This is a genomic window from Curtobacterium poinsettiae, from assembly GCF_047226435.1.
GTDB lineage: Bacteria > Actinomycetota > Actinomycetes > Actinomycetales > Microbacteriaceae > Curtobacterium > Curtobacterium poinsettiae.
In genome coordinates, this window is sequence record NZ_CP178434.1 from 2,076,619 (window position 1) to 2,091,478 (window position 14,860).

A 14,860-nucleotide genomic window follows, 5' to 3' on the forward strand; every position below is an offset into this window, starting at 1 on the left:
GGCTGGTCGGGGCGGCGGGGGTCAGCCGCCGGGGGCGGGTTGCGCGGGGGTCGGTTCCGGGTCGGGTGCGTCCGCGATGACGAAGGCTTCGGTCGCCTCACCGGTCTGCGACAGGTTCGAACCGTCGGACGTCGTGACGGTGGCGCGGACCTTCACCGACTTCGCCCCCAGCGGAGGAGTCGGTGCCGTCTCACCGGCGTTCCAGCCTGCCGGGAACCCGATCGGGAGGTTGCCGTCATCATCGAGGTACCAGTAGGCGGTGTACCGGACGGTCCCGCCGCTGGGACCGGTCACCGACAGGGGCTGGCCCTGCTGGGCCGTCGTGATGGAGACCCGGGTGTCGAACGCCGCTGCGGCGCCGGTCCACGATTGGTCGTCGGTGGTGCAGAACGAGCTCCCCGGGCCTCCACAGGCACGGAGGACCAGCTGGGAGGAGATGTTCCGGCCACCTGCGCCGGGAACGCCCGTCCACGATTGGCCGGGCTGGAGCGTCACGGCCTGCCCCCCGGTCTCGAGCTGGTAGTGGTCCGCGGGCCGTGACGGCGCCGTCAGGGTCACGTTCCAGATGTTGGCGCTCGTCTCCGTGGTGCGGACGTCCGGTCGGCTCGTACCCGACGGGCGTTCGTAGGTCACGGCGTCGACGTACTCGACGTTGCAGAAGTAGCCGTTGGTCACGGTCACCGCGTACCGGGTCGACCCACCGCCGACACCCGAGTCGCGCGTCGGACTCGAGCTGCCGAGTGAGTTCGAGGAAGGCGAAGCGCAGTTCACGTTGCCGGAACGGAACACGGCGTAGCGGAGCCCCGAGCCGCCCGCGGCATCACCGGCGCTCCAGGTCACCGTCACGGTCGACCGACCCGAGGAGTCTGCCTGGTCTCCGGCGACCGCCTGCAGGTTCGTCGGCTTGCCGGGCGTCCCGACGGCGCTGCCGGTCGCAGACGCGGAGTTCCACTGCACGACGGTGCCGTTGCGGTCGGCGTCGTTGCGGGCCGACACGGTGACCTTGTACTGAGCAGCACTCTGGGCACCGGTGAACGAGGTGTTCGTGGCGGTCCCGGTGTGGCGAGTTGTCGACAGGCCCGGGCCCTCGATCGACACGATGTAGTCGTCGACCGCGCTGCCGTTGTTCGGCGCGGACACCTTGCCCCACTTGACGTCGAGCTGGTTCGGCGTCGACTTGCTCGGCGTGACGGTGATGCCCTTCGGCGGTGCCGGCACGAAGTCCGCGCTCACCGGGGCCGAGCGGGCCGAGGGCTTCGAGTCGCCGATCGCGTTGGTCGCCACGACCTGGAACCGGTAGGACGCCTTCGGGTCGAGTCCCGTGAGCGTGCACACCGTCGCGGTGCCGCAGTTCTTCGAGACACCGTTGGTCCCGACGACGCGGTAGCCGGTGATGGGCGAGTTGTTGCCCTGCGGCGTCGACCAGGTGAGGGTGGCCTGGCCACCGTCGTAGGAGCCGGTCCGGCTGGGCGCACCGGGGGCATCGGGAACGTCCTGCACCGAGATCGTGACGTCGCCCCAGACGTAGCGGTCGGGATCGTTCGTCGCGTCCGCCACCTGGTACTGCAGGTGGGCGTCGCCGGGCTTCGCGGTGGCTGCGACCGAGACCTGCAGGCGGGTGCGGTCACCGCTCGGGGTGACGGTGACACCGCTCGGCAGCCCGCCGGACAGTCCGCGGATGTTCACCACGCGCAGACGCTCACCCGGGAACGGGTTGGTCGGCTGGTCGTTCGTGAGCACGTCGATGGTGGTGGTCGCCCCGCGTTTGGTCACCGAGCGGTCGGCACCGGGCTGCACCACCGGTCGTGTGGAGGCGACGACACCGACGGTGACCGTCCCGGCACGCCCGGCGTTGGCGTCGTCGGCGACACCGATCCCGACGGACGCCGTCGTGTTCTTCTTCGCGGTGTCGGCGACCGAGATCGTGAGCTGCTGCTTCGCGATCGACGCGGTCGTCCCCGCTGCGGGCCGCCCGACGATCGAGTACCGGAGTTCCGGCAGGTCCTTCGGGTACGGGTAGTCGGTCAGCTTCGTGAGGTCGATCTTGCGGGTCTCCCCCGGCTGCATCTCGACCGAGGAGCCCGTGAACGCCGGCGGCTGGTTCGACCGGGGCGTCACCGTGATCGGCAGCACGAGTGTGGCGACGCGTCCCTTGCCGCCGTTCGCCGACGACCCGTCGGTCACCTCGAACGAGATCGACGCCCTGCCGTAGTAGAGCTTCGCCGACGTGAACTGCAGCGTCGACGAGTCCACCACGAGACTCTGCCCGTTGGCGTGGGTGGCCTTGACCGTGCCGCGGTCGGTGATCTTCGCGGTCTTGCCGTTCGCGGTGACGACGAAGTCCTGCAGCGGGATGCGCACGGTCGCCTCGCTCTTCACCGTGACCGCGCCCGCGCTGCGGTTGATCTGGGGCAGGGCATCGTCGAAGCCCGGCACGTTGATGAAACCGTAGGACACGATGTCCGGATGGTCGATCCGAGCGACCGAGAACGGGATCACCTGCGAGTCGTCGGTCAACCGCACGGTGATGCGGCCGTCGTCGGTGGGCTTCGCCGTGTCGCCGTAGCCGGGGACGACGCCGACCCGCAGGTCGGCCGCGGTGCCCTCGGCGAAGAAGACGTTGTCGAGCACGTCGACGGTCACGCTCTGCCGGTGCAGGATGTCCTGCAGGTCGAGCGTGGTGTCGTCGACCTCGGGCCGGAGCGGCTGGGCGTCCGGGTCGACGGTCACCGTGAGGAAGGCCGTGCTCGATCCCCCGCTGGTGTTCGCGACGGTGTACAGGACCGCGAAGTCACCGCTCTTCGCCGACTTCGGGGGCGTGACGCGGATCTGCTGCTTGCGGAGGATCTTCGCGGTGACGTCCTCTGCCGTGGGCTCCGCCTGTGCGACGGTGAGCTGCCCGCCCTCGGGGTCGGAGTCGTTCTGCAGGACGCGCACCGTGACCGAGCCGCCCGGCCGGATGGTGACGTGGTCGGCCTCGGCCACGGGGTTCGACGCCTGCTCGGCGCGCGGCGCGATGCCGACGCGCACGGTGCCGCTCGCACGGGCGCCGAGAGCGTCCACCACGGTGTAGGTGAACTCGTCGGTGCCGGCTGAGTAGTCGCCGGCCTCGTAGGTCAGGGCGTCCGCGGCCACGTCGGTGACCGATCCCTTGTCGGGGTTGGAACCCACGCCGACGAGCTGGACGGAGTCGCCGTCCGGGTCGATCCCGTTCAGGGGCACGCTGACCCGCACCGACGAACCGGCGACGACGCGCGCGGTGACGGTCTGCGGGACCGGCGGGTTGTTCGTGGCGGCGTCGCGCTCGCGCACCGAGATCGACACGGCGGCGTCGGCGTACTGGCCGTCGGGCCCGGCGACCCGGTAGACGGCGGTGTAGTTGCCCGGCGTCTTCGGGGCGAGGTACCGCAGGTGGTCACCGGAGACGAACAGCAGCCCGCCGTCGCCCGGCACGTTCTGCACCAGCTCGGGCTGCAGCGTCAGCGGCTCGCCTTCTGGCTGGGTGTCGTTGTCGAGCACGTCGATGTTCGCGACGTCGCCGACACGCACCGTGGAGCTGTCCGGTTGGGCGACCGGTGGCTGGATGCGGTCGGGCTTCGGGATCTCGACGACGGTGATCGTGCCAGGGGACGACGCCAGGCCGTTGGTCTCGGTGTACCCGAACGAGACCGGTCCGTCGAGCGGTGCCGTGAGGGTGACCCGGACCGTGTGCTGGTCGAGGATGCTCGCCTGCACGCCGCTGCCGCGTCCGGGGCCGTCGAGCGCCGTCACGAGCAGCACGCCGCCCGCCGGGTCGATGTCGGTCGCGGTGACGTCGGTGTCCTTCGAGGACAGGGTGTTGACGAACACCGTCTTCGGCGTGGTGATCGGCGCCGTCGACGCGTCCGGTGGCGCGAGGACGGTCACACGGACGATGCCGCTCGACGTCTTCACGCCGTCGGTCACCGTGTACTCGAGCTGGTGGTCGCCCGCCCGTTCACCCTGCACGCGGAACGTGCCGGCGTCGTAGCTCGGGGTGACGGTGAGGCCGGACGCCGAGGACACACTCGTCAGCGTCACGGCGCCGTTGCCGCCCCGCACGTGGTCGAGCGGCTCGACCGTGAACGCCTTGCCCGCGTAGCCGGACACGGGGAACGGATCGGCACGCAGCGGGACGGTGCCCTGCTTGGCCACCCGGACCGTCACGGCGCCCCGGCCGTCCGCGCGGCCGTCGCTCACGACCAGCTGCACGGACCGTTCGCCGGTCCGACCGCTGTCGTTCCGGAAGTCGAGCAGACCGTCGGGCGTGGTGGACACCCGGTCGCCGTTCGACGCCGTGGCCGACTCCAGGTACACCGGGTCGCCGTCCGGGTCGACCCAGTCGCCGAGGACGTTCGTCACGACGTGCCCGTTCTGGACGACGTCGGCAGAGGTGTCGCGCACCTGCCGCGGTGCTTCGTTCTGGCTGTCGGGGCGGACGGTGACCCGGACGGTCGCGGTGTCGGAGCCGCCGTTGCCGTCGGTGATCGTGTACGGGAACGTCACGGTTCCGGTGGCGCGCGACGACAGCGTCACCTGGAGGCGTTGACCGTCGCCGACGATCGCGACGCGGCCGGCGGACTTCGAGATGGTGCCGACCTTGCTCACGATGATCGGGTCACCGTTCGGGTCGTAGTCGTTGAGCAGGACCGGGAGGCTCGTGGTGCGTCCCGGACGAGCGCCCAGTTCGTCGTCGACCGCGACCGGCGGCTTCTGGTCCTTGTCGACCTCGGGGTCGTCGTCGGAGACCTGCTCCCGTTGCTGCTGGTCGTCCCGCTTGATCAGGTCGGCCCAGTTGTCGATGAGCTGACCGCTCCGGTCGATGGCCCAGGAACGGCCGCTCGTCGGGTCGTTGGCGACGACGGTGTCGCCGTTGTGCAGGATCTGCAGTTCGCTCGTGCCGCCGGTGCTCGCCAGCCGCTGCAGCGCGTTGCCGTCGCAGGTGTCGATCGCCTGTCCGCCCGCCCATGCCGCGTAGGTGCACGATCCGTCGACGTAGGGCCGGGCGGCGCGTCCGGAGACCTGGAGCGCGGTGGCGTCCACGGCACCGGAGGCACTGACCCGGACCAGGCCCGCTGTGCCGGCGACGGTCACCTGGGCCGTCGTGTCCGACGAACGCTGCAGCGCCGGCGACGAGCCCACCCGGTCACCGAGCTCGACGGTGCGGCCGTCGACCGACAGGGCACCGCTCGTGCGGTCGAGCACGGCGAGGTGCCCGTCGAACGTCGCGACCTGGAAGTCGTCGCCGCGGTCCATCTTGACCTTCCACCGTTGGTCGACGGTGAGTGTCGTGCCGACGTCGACGAGCGATGCCGTCCCGGTCTTCGCGGAGTAGACCGCGACGTGCCCGTCGGAGGCGTCGAAGACGGTGTCGGCGCCGAGGGTCAGGTCGGCCTTGGCCGACGCGTCGAACTCGGCGAGGTCGCTCGCGGGTGTGGCCCAGAGCTCGCCCGTGTCGGCATTGCCGATGACCGCGGTGTCACCGGCGAAGAAGACATGTGGCGTCCCCGCCGGCAGGGTGATGGCGTCACCGACGGTGGCGTCGGCGACGTTGACCTGTGCGACGGTGCCCTTCGTCTCGTCGACGCTGTAGACGGTGGATCCACGCTGCAGCACCGAGAGGTCGTCGCTGGCCGTCTCGACCGCGGTGTTGAGCTGCAGGATGCCGGTGTTCGCCCGTCCGACGGCGCCGTACTCGGCAGAGGGCACCCACACGGTGCCGTCCCCGAGGTCGACGCGCTGCGTGTGGTACCCGGTGGACACGATGGCGGTGGTCGCGACGACGGCGGCGACGAGCACCGAGACGCCCGTCGTCACCGCGGCGGAGCGGTGCTTCGCGAGGAGGGCGCGGATCACCCGGCGCTCCCGATCGTCGCGCACTTCTGCGCACTCGCAGCGCCCGTCTTGCCGTCCCGGTTCACCGCGACGGCGATGCACTCCTCGTCGCCCCGGTCACCGGAGACGACGAAGGTCGTGCCGGTCTGCTGGCTCGAGGAGCCGTTCGACGAGATGACGTAGGTGTCGCCGCTGCGCAGGCCCGGGTCGGTCCAGCTGAACGACACCGACTGCGGGGACGTCTCGGCACGGAGTTCGGCGACGACGGGGATCGCCCCGGCGCCGAGTCGTCCGACGACGACGACCGTGGCGACGGCGAGGGCGGCGACCACGACGACGGTGAGGGAGGTCGCCCAGACCAGGGTCGAACGGCTCCGGCGGCGGCTCCGCGTCACGGAACCGGTGCGGTGCACCGTGCCGACGCTGTGGCCGCCGCCGGCCACGACACCGCCCTGCACGGCGCGTCGGGTCCGGCGGCGGCCACCGACACGGGTCGGCGGCTGCAGCTCACGGATCATCGTGCGGTCGCCGTGTGGGGTCGGTGTGGAGATCGCCCAGGCCTCGACCGCGACGTCGGCGGACGTCTGCGGGATGCCGAGCTCGGCCTCGACCTGCTGGAACCCGCGCACGAGTTCGATCACCGACGCCGGGCGCCCCTGCGGCTTGCGCGACAGTGCCGAGGCGAGCAGTCGCTCGAGCGAGGGCGGCACGTCGGTGCGTCCGGTGGGCTTCACCCCGCCCTTGTCGATCCGGTGCATCAGGTCGTTCGCACCGTTCTTGCCGCCACGGACCTCGAACGGGCTGCGCCCCGCCAGGAGCGAGTAGACGGTGGCAGCGAGCGAGTACACCTCGGACTGGATCGTGCCGCGCGACTCGTCGATCAGGACCTCGGGGGCCGACCACGGGATCGACATGCCGATCGGCTCGTCCGGGTCGGTGCCGCCGATGGTCGCGGCGATGCCGAAGTCGGAGAGCACGGGGTTGCCGTAGGCGGTCAGCAGGATGTTCGACGGCTTGATGTCGCGGTGCAGCACGCCCTCGCGGTGTGCGGTCTCGAGGGCGGATCCGATGCGGATGCCGATCGACAGCACCTCGGAGACCGGGATCGGTTCGCGACGGTACCGCTCGCTGAGCGACGACGAGCAGAGCTCCATCACGAGGTACGGGCGACCGTCCGCCGCGACGCTCGCCTGCAGGACGGTGAGGATCGACGGGTGCGTGCTCAGCCGTGCCATCAGGTTCGCCTCGGCCTGGAACATCTGCCGGACACGGTCGTCGACGACCTCGTCCAGCAGCACCTTGACCGCGACCTGGCGCCGGGGCATGTCCTGCTCGTAGAGGAAGACGTCGGCGAAGCCACCGGACCCGAGGACGTGCACGGGACTGAAACCGCCGATCACGGGCGGGTTGGACGGCAGGCGTCTCGCCATGGTCCTCTCCTCCCCCCGGCCGAGCGGCCAGCTCTCTCGACGTGGCCATGTCATTGTACGAAGCGTGGGTGACCGACATTCCGCACGTCGGTCCCCCACCGGTCGACGTGTTCCCCCAGTTCGGGGGCCAGCTAGTGCCGCGGCAGCGTGTCCTCGAGGTCACCGTCGTCCGGTGCGGCGTCGACCTGCAGCACCACCACGGTGACGTTGTCCCGGCCCCCGGCCACGACGGCGTCGCCGACCAGGCGCTCCGCCAGGTCCTGCGCGCCCGGCTCGCGTGCGGCGATCCGGGCGATGCCGGCGTCGCCGAGCTCCTTGGTCAGCCCGTCCGAGCAGACGATGTAGCGGTCACCGGCCCGCAGGGGCAGGGTCCACCAGTCCGGCGCCGGCGGCTCACCGAAGCCGACGGCTCGCGTGATGACGTTGCTGTCGGGGTGCTGTTCGGCGTCCTCGGCCCGCAACAGGCCGGCGTCCACCATCTCCTGCACCACCGAGTGGTCGACGGTGACGCGACGGAGCACGCCGTCCTCGATGCGGTAGGTACGCGAGTCGCCGACGTTGAACACGAGCGCCGCGGGCTGCCCGAGCGACGCCACGAGTGCGATCCCGGTGACCGTGGTACCTGCGCCGATGGCGTTGCCGCCGGCTGCACGCTCGATGTCGGCCGTCGCCAGGAGCAGGGCACGCTGGATGCCCTGCCGCGTGGTGAACGGTTCCGCGGTGACCTGTTCGAGCCGACGCACGACGGCGTCGCTGGCGCGGTCGCCTGCCAGGTGCCCGCCCATGCCGTCGGCGACGACGAAGAACGGCGCACCGACGATGTAGCTGTCCTCGTTGTGGTCACGCCGTCGACCGACGTCGGTCGCGGCTCCCCACGAGAGCGTCAGGGTGGCGCCGTCGGCACCGGGGACGTCGATGGCGTGCGCAGTGGCTGCTCGGCCGAGTTCGGTCACGTGTCAGGATCGCTCTCTGGTGGGTCGGGGCGTGCCGTGTGCTGTCTGATCGGAGGGCAACGGGAGAACCGGAGGCGCCCCATCTGCCGTCGGTGCGACCCGGAGGTACGGCGAGAGGACCTCGATGGCGTTGCCGTCACCGATCTCGACTACCGTACCCGTCAGCGCGACGATCGACGCACCCGACGCCATGCGGTAGGCGGGTGCACCGGCCGGGCGGACGACCGTCCCGTTGGTGGACCGGAGGTCCTGCACGACGACGGCCTCGCCCTCGGCGTGCATCCGCACGTGCGATGAGGACACCTGTCCGTACACCGACCGCACGGTCACGAGTTCGGGCTGCGGACCGCGGGTGACCCGCGGCAGCGACGGCCGTCGGCCGATGACCACCGGGTGGTCGAGCCGGAAGGTGCGGTCGCCGATGCGGATGGACGGCACGCGTGCCGTCGGCGCTGCGGGGACCGACGGCACGGTCGGGAGGGCCGGGGCAGCACCCACGGACGGGCCCGGCCCGGCGCCCGGTCGCGCTGGCAGCCGGACGACGGTGTCCTCCGGATCGGCGTCGTCAGCCGGCGCCGGCACCCGGACGGCGCCGTCGTGTCCGGGCCGGATGACGGTGTCGCCGAGGACCCCGTCGTCGGACTCGGACGCCGGGTCCGCTCCGGTGCCGGAACCGCCCGGTGCTGCGCCACGGATGACCGTGTCGCCGATGGCGTCGGCCGTCCGGTCACCGCCCGGCGATCGTCGGGGTCGCCGGATGACGGTGTCCTCGATGTCGTCGTCGCGCAACCGGAGCCCTCCCAGTGTGGTCTCCCCCACCGTAGACGATCCTGTCGACCCCAGGTCATCGCCGCTCCCACGACGGCCCACTGCCGGCGATGACCGAGCGCAGGACCAGCCCCGCGAGCGGGTCGTCCGCGCGGGTCTCGAGGGCGTAGCGTGCCCGGGTCTCCGCCCGTGCCCACGATCCGAGCGCCCAGGCGCACCACGCCCCGAGCGACAGGGCACCAGCAGCGCCCGACGAACCGTCGAACGGGCCGTCCTGTGCCCGCCAGAGCCGCCAGGCATCAGCACACCGATCCCCTGCGAGCCGGACCCTGGCACGGTCGGGCGCTGGGCCGAACCCGTGGAGCGCCGGCGGCGTCGGATCGGCGAAGGGGTCGAACACGCGGATCGACCGGGGATCCGGTGCGCCCTGTGCCGCGATGAAGGGGACCAGGGCCATCCGGGGCGCGAGCGCGCCGCACGCTGTCACCACGGCCGTCGCAGCGGCCGTCGACAGGTCGGCACGACCGGGCGCGACCAGCGCGGCCGCCGCGGCGGGGAGGGTGACCGCAGCGGCGATCTCGCGAGGGTAACGGACTGCGGAACCGGGGTCGGACTGTGCCGTGAGAGGGATCATGCACGTCATCGAAACGTGCTGCGGGCCTCCAGGCAGGGGCGCCCCGGCCATCTGTGGACCGGAGCGCCGCTGACGACGCTTGTGGAGGACGGACCGGGCGGGTCCCGCTCAGGCCGTGACGGGCTCCAGGCTCTCGGCGACCAGGTCCCAGCCGCCCTCGTTCGGTTCGACGACGACACCGTGCGCAGCAGCCCACTCGACCAGGTCGCCCATGCTGCCGATGCTCGCACCGGTGCGGGCGAGCAGCGCCACCAGGCGACCCTTCGCCGTCTTGTTCCAGTGGTTCAGGGCTCGACGACGGCCGGAGCCGTCGACGCTCACCACCCGTGGTGCCACCGCTCCGGGCACGGGGCCGAGCTGCCGGTACCCCTCGGACCGCAGGTCGAGCACCAGGCCGTCCGCACGGGTCAGCAGGGAACGGGTCGACACCGCCGGCCAGTGCGCGGCCAACCGGATCGAACCGAGCCGCGAGTCGTGCGACAGCCGGTACGCCGGGATCGGGTCCCCCGCACCGATCGGCCCGAACATCGCGGACTGCACGATCACGTGCTCCGCCCACCACTCCCGGGTCGCAGCGTCCGCGTCCTGGGCGCCCAACGGGTCGTACAGGACCCCCGTGTACCGCTCGATCGCAGGCATGGTGCCCGAGGTCTCGAGCTCGAGGTTCCGGAGACGCTCGGCGATCGACTTCGGACCGAGCTTGAGTGCCGTCCTGGCCGAGGACTCCTCGGAACTGACGAAGCGGGCCGCGGTGATCACCGCGGCCCGCTCATCGGCCAGTTCCGGGAACGAGAGCGCACGCAGATCGAGCATGCGACTCGTGTCCCCGCCCTCCCGCTTCGTCTCCGAAGGCGGGAGCAGGACGGTCAGTCCGGTCAGGACGCCAGCGCGGCCTGCCGCGCGACGATCGTCACCGTGTCGTGCTCGACCGACAGGAAGCCGTCCTCAGCGTCGACCGCGACGGTCGACCCATCGGCCCGCGTGATGCGGACCTGACCCTGCGCCAAGATCGCGAGCATCGGCTCGTGTCCGGCGAGGATGCCGATCTGGCCCTCTGTCGTCCGTGCGACGACCATGGTGGTGTCGCCCGACCAGACCTCACGGTCAGCCGAGACGACGCTCACGTTGAGACCCGCCATGTCAGCGGTTCTCCTTCTGGATCTGCGCCCACTTCTCTTCCACGTCGTTGATGCCACCGACGTTGAAGAACGCCTGGGTCGCAACGTGGTCGAACTCGCCGTCGGCGATGGCACGGAAGGACTCGATGGTGTCCTTGAGGGGCACCGTGGAGCCCTCGACACCCGTGAACTTCTTCGCCATGTAGGTGTTCTGCGAGAGGAACTGCTGGATACGACGAGCGCGCTCGACCGTGATCTTGTCCTCTTCGGAGAGCTCGTCGACACCGAGGATGGCGATGATCTCCTGCAGTTCCTTGTTCTTCTGGAGGATCTGCTTGACGCGCGTGGCCGTCTCGTAGTGGTCGGCACCCAGGTAACGCGGGTCCATGATGCGCGACGTCGACGCCAGCGGGTCGATCGCGGGGTACAGACCCTGCGACGCGATCTCACGGGAGAGCTCGGTCGTCGCGTCGAGGTGCGCGAACGTGGTGGCCGGAGCCGGGTCGGTGTAGTCGTCAGCCGGCACGTAGATCGCCTGCAGCGAGGTGATCGAGTGACCACGCGTCGAGGTGATGCGCTCCTGGAGCACACCCATCTCGTCGGCGAGGTTGGGCTGGTAGCCCACGGCGGACGGCATGCGACCGAGCAGCGTCGAGACCTCGGAGCCGGCCTGCGTGAAGCGGAAGATGTTGTCGATGAAGAGGAGCACGTCCTGCTTCTGGACATCGCGGAAGTACTCCGCCATCGTCAGCGCCGACAGGGCCACGCGGAGACGCGTTCCCGGCGGCTCGTCCATCTGGCCGAACACGAGGGCCGTCTTGTCGAAGACACCCGCCTCTTCCATCTCACCGATGAGGTCGTTGCCCTCACGGGTGCGCTCACCGACACCGGCGAACACCGACACACCGCCGTGGTCCTGCGCGACGCGCTGGATCATCTCCTGGATGAGGACGGTCTTGCCGACGCCCGCACCACCGAAGAGGCCGATCTTGCCACCCTGCACGTACGGGGTGAGGAGGTCGATGGACTTGATGCCGGTCTCGAACATCGAGGTCTTCGACTCGAGCTGGTCGAAGGCCGGGGCCTTGCGGTGGATCGGCCAGCGCTCGGTGATCTCGAGCTTCTCGTCCGTGTTGAGCACGTTGCCGAGGACGTCGAAGACCTTGCCCTTGGTGACGTCGCCGACGGGGACCGAGATCGGAGCGCCCGAGTCACGGACCTCCTGGCCACGGACCAGGCCGTCGGTCGGCTTCAGGGAGATGGCACGAACGAGGTCGTCGCCGAGGTGCTGCGCGACCTCGAGGCCGATCTCCTGCGACGAGTCACCGATGGTGATGGTCGTGAACAGGAGGTTGTACATCTCCGGGATTGCGTCGTGGGGGAACTCGATGTCGACGACGGGGCCCGTGACGCGGGCGATCCGGCCGACACCGGGCGCCGACGACGTCTCGACCGCGGTGGTTGCGGTGTCGGTCATGGCTGGTGCCTTCCTGAGGGTGGGTATCTGTCCGCGAACGACGCGGACTACTTCTTCTTCGACGAGAGGGCGTCGGCGCCGCCGACGATCTCGGAGATCTGCTGGGTGATCTCCGCCTGACGCGCGTTGTTCGCGAGTCGGGTGAAGTCACGGATCAGCGAGTCGGCGTTGTCGCTGGCCGCCTTCATCGCCTTCTGCCGTGCGGCGTGCTCGGAAGCAGCCGACTGCAGCATGGCGTTGAAGATGCGGCTCTCGATGTAGACCGGGAGCAGCGAGTCGAGCACCGCGTCGGCGTCCGGCTCGAACTCGTAGAGCGGCAGGGGCTCGTTGCCCTCGGGCTCATCGATGCCCTCGACGACCTCGAGGGGCAGCAGGCGAACGACCTGGGGCTCCTGGGTCGCCAGGCTGATGAACCGGTTGAACACGATGTGGATCTCGTCCACGCCGCCGGCAGCGGTGTCCTGGAGGAACTTCGCCACGACGGCGTCGCCGATCTCCTTGGCCGTCGAGAACTCCGGCTGGTCGGTGTTGCCGACCCACTGCTGCTCGGACGGACGCTCACGGAACGCGAAGTACCCGACGGACTTGCGACCGACCAGGTAGTAGACGACGTCCTTGCCCTCGCTGCGGAGCAGGGAGGCGAGCTCCTCGCCCTGCTTGAGGACGTTCGTGCTGAACGCACCGTTCAGGCCGCGGTCCGAGGTGAAGAGCACGACGGCTGCACGGGTCGACGACTCCGGCTCGGTGGTCAGCACGTGGTCGACGTTCGAGAACGTCGCCACGGCCGACACCGCACGCGTGACGGCCCGCGAGTACGGACCGGACGCAGCCATACGGGCCTGCGCCTTCTGGATCCGCGACGCCGAGATCAGCTCCATCGCGCGGGTGACCTTCTTCGTGGTCTTCGCCGACTTGATCCGCTGGCGGTAGACCCGGACCTGCGCTGCCATCTAGCGACGACCCTTGACGATCTGCTCCTGGTCGACGTCCTCGGCCTCGGCCGCGTCGAACTGCTCGGAGCCGAGGGTCTTGCCGTCGCTCGTCTGGAAGCTCTTCGTGAACTCGTCGATCTGCTTGTCCATCTCGGCGACGGTGTCGTCGCTGAGCTGGTTCGTCTCGCGCAGGGTCGTGAGCACGTCGGAGTTGCGACGCAGGTGGTCGAGCAGCTCGGACTCGAAGCGGAGCACGTCCGGCACCGGGACGGTGTCGAGCTTGCCGTTCGTGCCGGCCCAGATCGAGACGACCTGCTCCTCGACCGGGTACGGCGAGTACTGCGGCTGCTTGAGGAGCTCGGTCAGACGTGCACCGCGCTCCAGCTGACGACGCGACGCCTGGTCGAGGTCGGACGCGAACATCGCGAACGCCTCGAGCGAGCGGTACTGCGCCAGCTCGAGCTTCAGCGTGCCGGACACCTTCTTGATCGACTTCACCTGGGCGTCACCACCGACGCGGGACACCGAGATGCCCACGTCGACGGCCGGACGCTGGTTCGCGTTGAAGAGGTCCGACTGCAGGAAGATCTGGCCGTCGGTGATGGAGATGACGTTGGTCGGGATGTACGCCGAGACGTCGTTCGCCTTGGTCTCGATGATCGGGAGACCCGTCATCGAGCCCGCGCCGAGCTCGTCGGACAGCTTCGCGCAACGCTCCAGCAGACGGGAGTGCAGGTAGAAGACGTCACCCGGGTAGGCCTCGCGGCCCGGCGGACGACGCAGCAGGAGCGACACCGCACGGTAGGCCTCGGCCTGCTTCGACAGGTCATCGAAGATGATGAGGACGTGCTTGCCCTGGTACATCCAGTGCTGGCCGATGGCCGAACCGGTGTACGGGGCGAGGTACTTGAAGCCGGCCGGGTCGGAGGCCGGGGCGGCGACGATGGTGGTGTACTCCATCGCACCGGCGTCCTCGAGCGCACCCTTGACGGAGGCGATCGTGGAGCCCTTCTGGCCGATGGCGACGTAGATGCAGCGGACCTGCTTGTCCTCGTCGCCGGACTCCCAGTTGGCCTTCTGGTTGATGATCGTGTCGATCGCGATGGCCGTCTTGCCGGTCTGGCGGTCGCCGATGATCAGCTGACGCTGACCACGGCCGACGGGGATCATCGCGTCGATGGCCTTGATGCCGGTCTGCAGCGGCTGGTGGACCGACTTGCGGGCCATGACGCCGGGGGCCTGCAGCTCGAGGGCACGACGGCCTTCGGCTGCGATCTCGCCGAGACCGTCGATCGGGGCGCCGAGCGGGTCGACGACGCGACCGAGGAAGGCGTCGCCGACGGGGGCGGAGAGGACCTCACCCGTGCGGGTGACCTCCATGCCCTCTTCGATGCCGCCGAACTCGCCGAGCACGATGGCGCCGATCGAGTCCTCATCGAGGTTCTGCGCCAGGCCGAGCGTGCCGTCCGCGAAGCGGATGAGCTCGTTCGCCATGACGCCGGGGAGACCCTCGACGTGGGCGATGCCGTCACCGGCGTCGGTGACGTGCCCGACCTCGGCCGTGGAGGCCTTCGTCGGCTCGTAGTTCGAGACGAAGTCCTTCAGGGCATCACGGATCTCATCGGGGCTGATGGTGATGTCTGCCATGGGATTTTCCTTGTGGTTTTCCGGGGCCCTTCGGCTCCGAGAGGGTGA

Annotated in this window: 10 protein-coding genes; all 10 read right to left on the reverse strand. The window is 70.1% G+C overall.

Annotation, left to right across the window (positions count from 1 at the left end; all coding sequences use genetic code 11):
- Window positions 1-21: 21 nt before the first annotated feature.
- The 10 genes from ACL00U_RS09810 to atpA all read right to left on the reverse strand — a co-directional run bounded on the left by ACL00U_RS09810 (window position 22) and on the right by atpA (window position 14,812).
- Window positions 22-5,874 (reverse strand): Ig-like domain-containing protein, encoded by a 5,853-nt coding sequence (locus ACL00U_RS09810; RefSeq protein ID WP_412873341.1) that lies wholly within the window; start codon window positions 5,872-5,874, stop codon window positions 22-24.
- Window positions 5,871-7,283: a serine/threonine-protein kinase gene (locus ACL00U_RS09815; RefSeq protein ID WP_031259111.1), complete on the reverse strand. Its 1,413-nt coding sequence runs from the start codon at window positions 7,281-7,283 to the stop codon at window positions 5,871-5,873. Before ACL00U_RS09815 ends, ACL00U_RS09810 begins: the two co-directional genes overlap by 4 nt.
- 131 nt (window positions 7,284-7,414) lie before the next feature.
- Entirely contained in the window at window positions 7,415-8,236 is an 822-nt protein-coding gene (locus ACL00U_RS09820) for a PP2C family protein-serine/threonine phosphatase (protein ID WP_017885739.1), read from the reverse strand.
- A 3-nt stretch (window positions 8,237-8,239) separates the two neighbouring features.
- A complete protein-coding gene (locus tag ACL00U_RS09825) occupies window positions 8,240-9,055 on the reverse strand; it encodes an FHA domain-containing protein (RefSeq protein WP_412873342.1) in 816 nt (271 codons plus the stop codon).
- A gap of 25 nt (window positions 9,056-9,080) precedes the next feature.
- Window positions 9,081-9,638, reverse strand: coding sequence for a hypothetical protein (locus ACL00U_RS09830; RefSeq protein ID WP_017885741.1), 558 nt, complete (start codon window positions 9,636-9,638; stop codon window positions 9,081-9,083).
- 108 nt (window positions 9,639-9,746) lie between these two features.
- Window positions 9,747-10,517, reverse strand: a complete 771-nt coding sequence (locus tag ACL00U_RS09835) for a YaaA family protein (RefSeq protein WP_307360823.1) — start codon at window positions 10,515-10,517, stop codon at window positions 9,747-9,749.
- Window positions 10,514-10,777, reverse strand: a complete 264-nt coding sequence (locus tag ACL00U_RS09840) for a F0F1 ATP synthase subunit epsilon (protein ID WP_017885743.1) — start codon at window positions 10,775-10,777, stop codon at window positions 10,514-10,516. Before ACL00U_RS09840 ends, ACL00U_RS09835 begins: the two co-directional genes overlap by 4 nt.
- Before the next feature lies 1 nt (window position 10,778).
- On the reverse strand, window positions 10,779-12,233 hold the full coding sequence (atpD, locus tag ACL00U_RS09845) for a F0F1 ATP synthase subunit beta (RefSeq protein ID WP_017885744.1): 1,455 nt from the start codon (window positions 12,231-12,233) through the stop codon (window positions 10,779-10,781).
- A 47-nt stretch (window positions 12,234-12,280) separates the two neighbouring features.
- Window positions 12,281-13,183, reverse strand: a complete 903-nt coding sequence (locus tag ACL00U_RS09850) for a F0F1 ATP synthase subunit gamma (protein WP_017885745.1) — start codon at window positions 13,181-13,183, stop codon at window positions 12,281-12,283.
- Complete coding sequence (atpA, locus tag ACL00U_RS09855) at window positions 13,184-14,812, reverse strand: F0F1 ATP synthase subunit alpha (protein ID WP_017885746.1); 1,629 nt, start codon at window positions 14,810-14,812, stop codon at window positions 13,184-13,186.
- Window positions 14,813-14,860 lie beyond the last annotated feature (48 nt).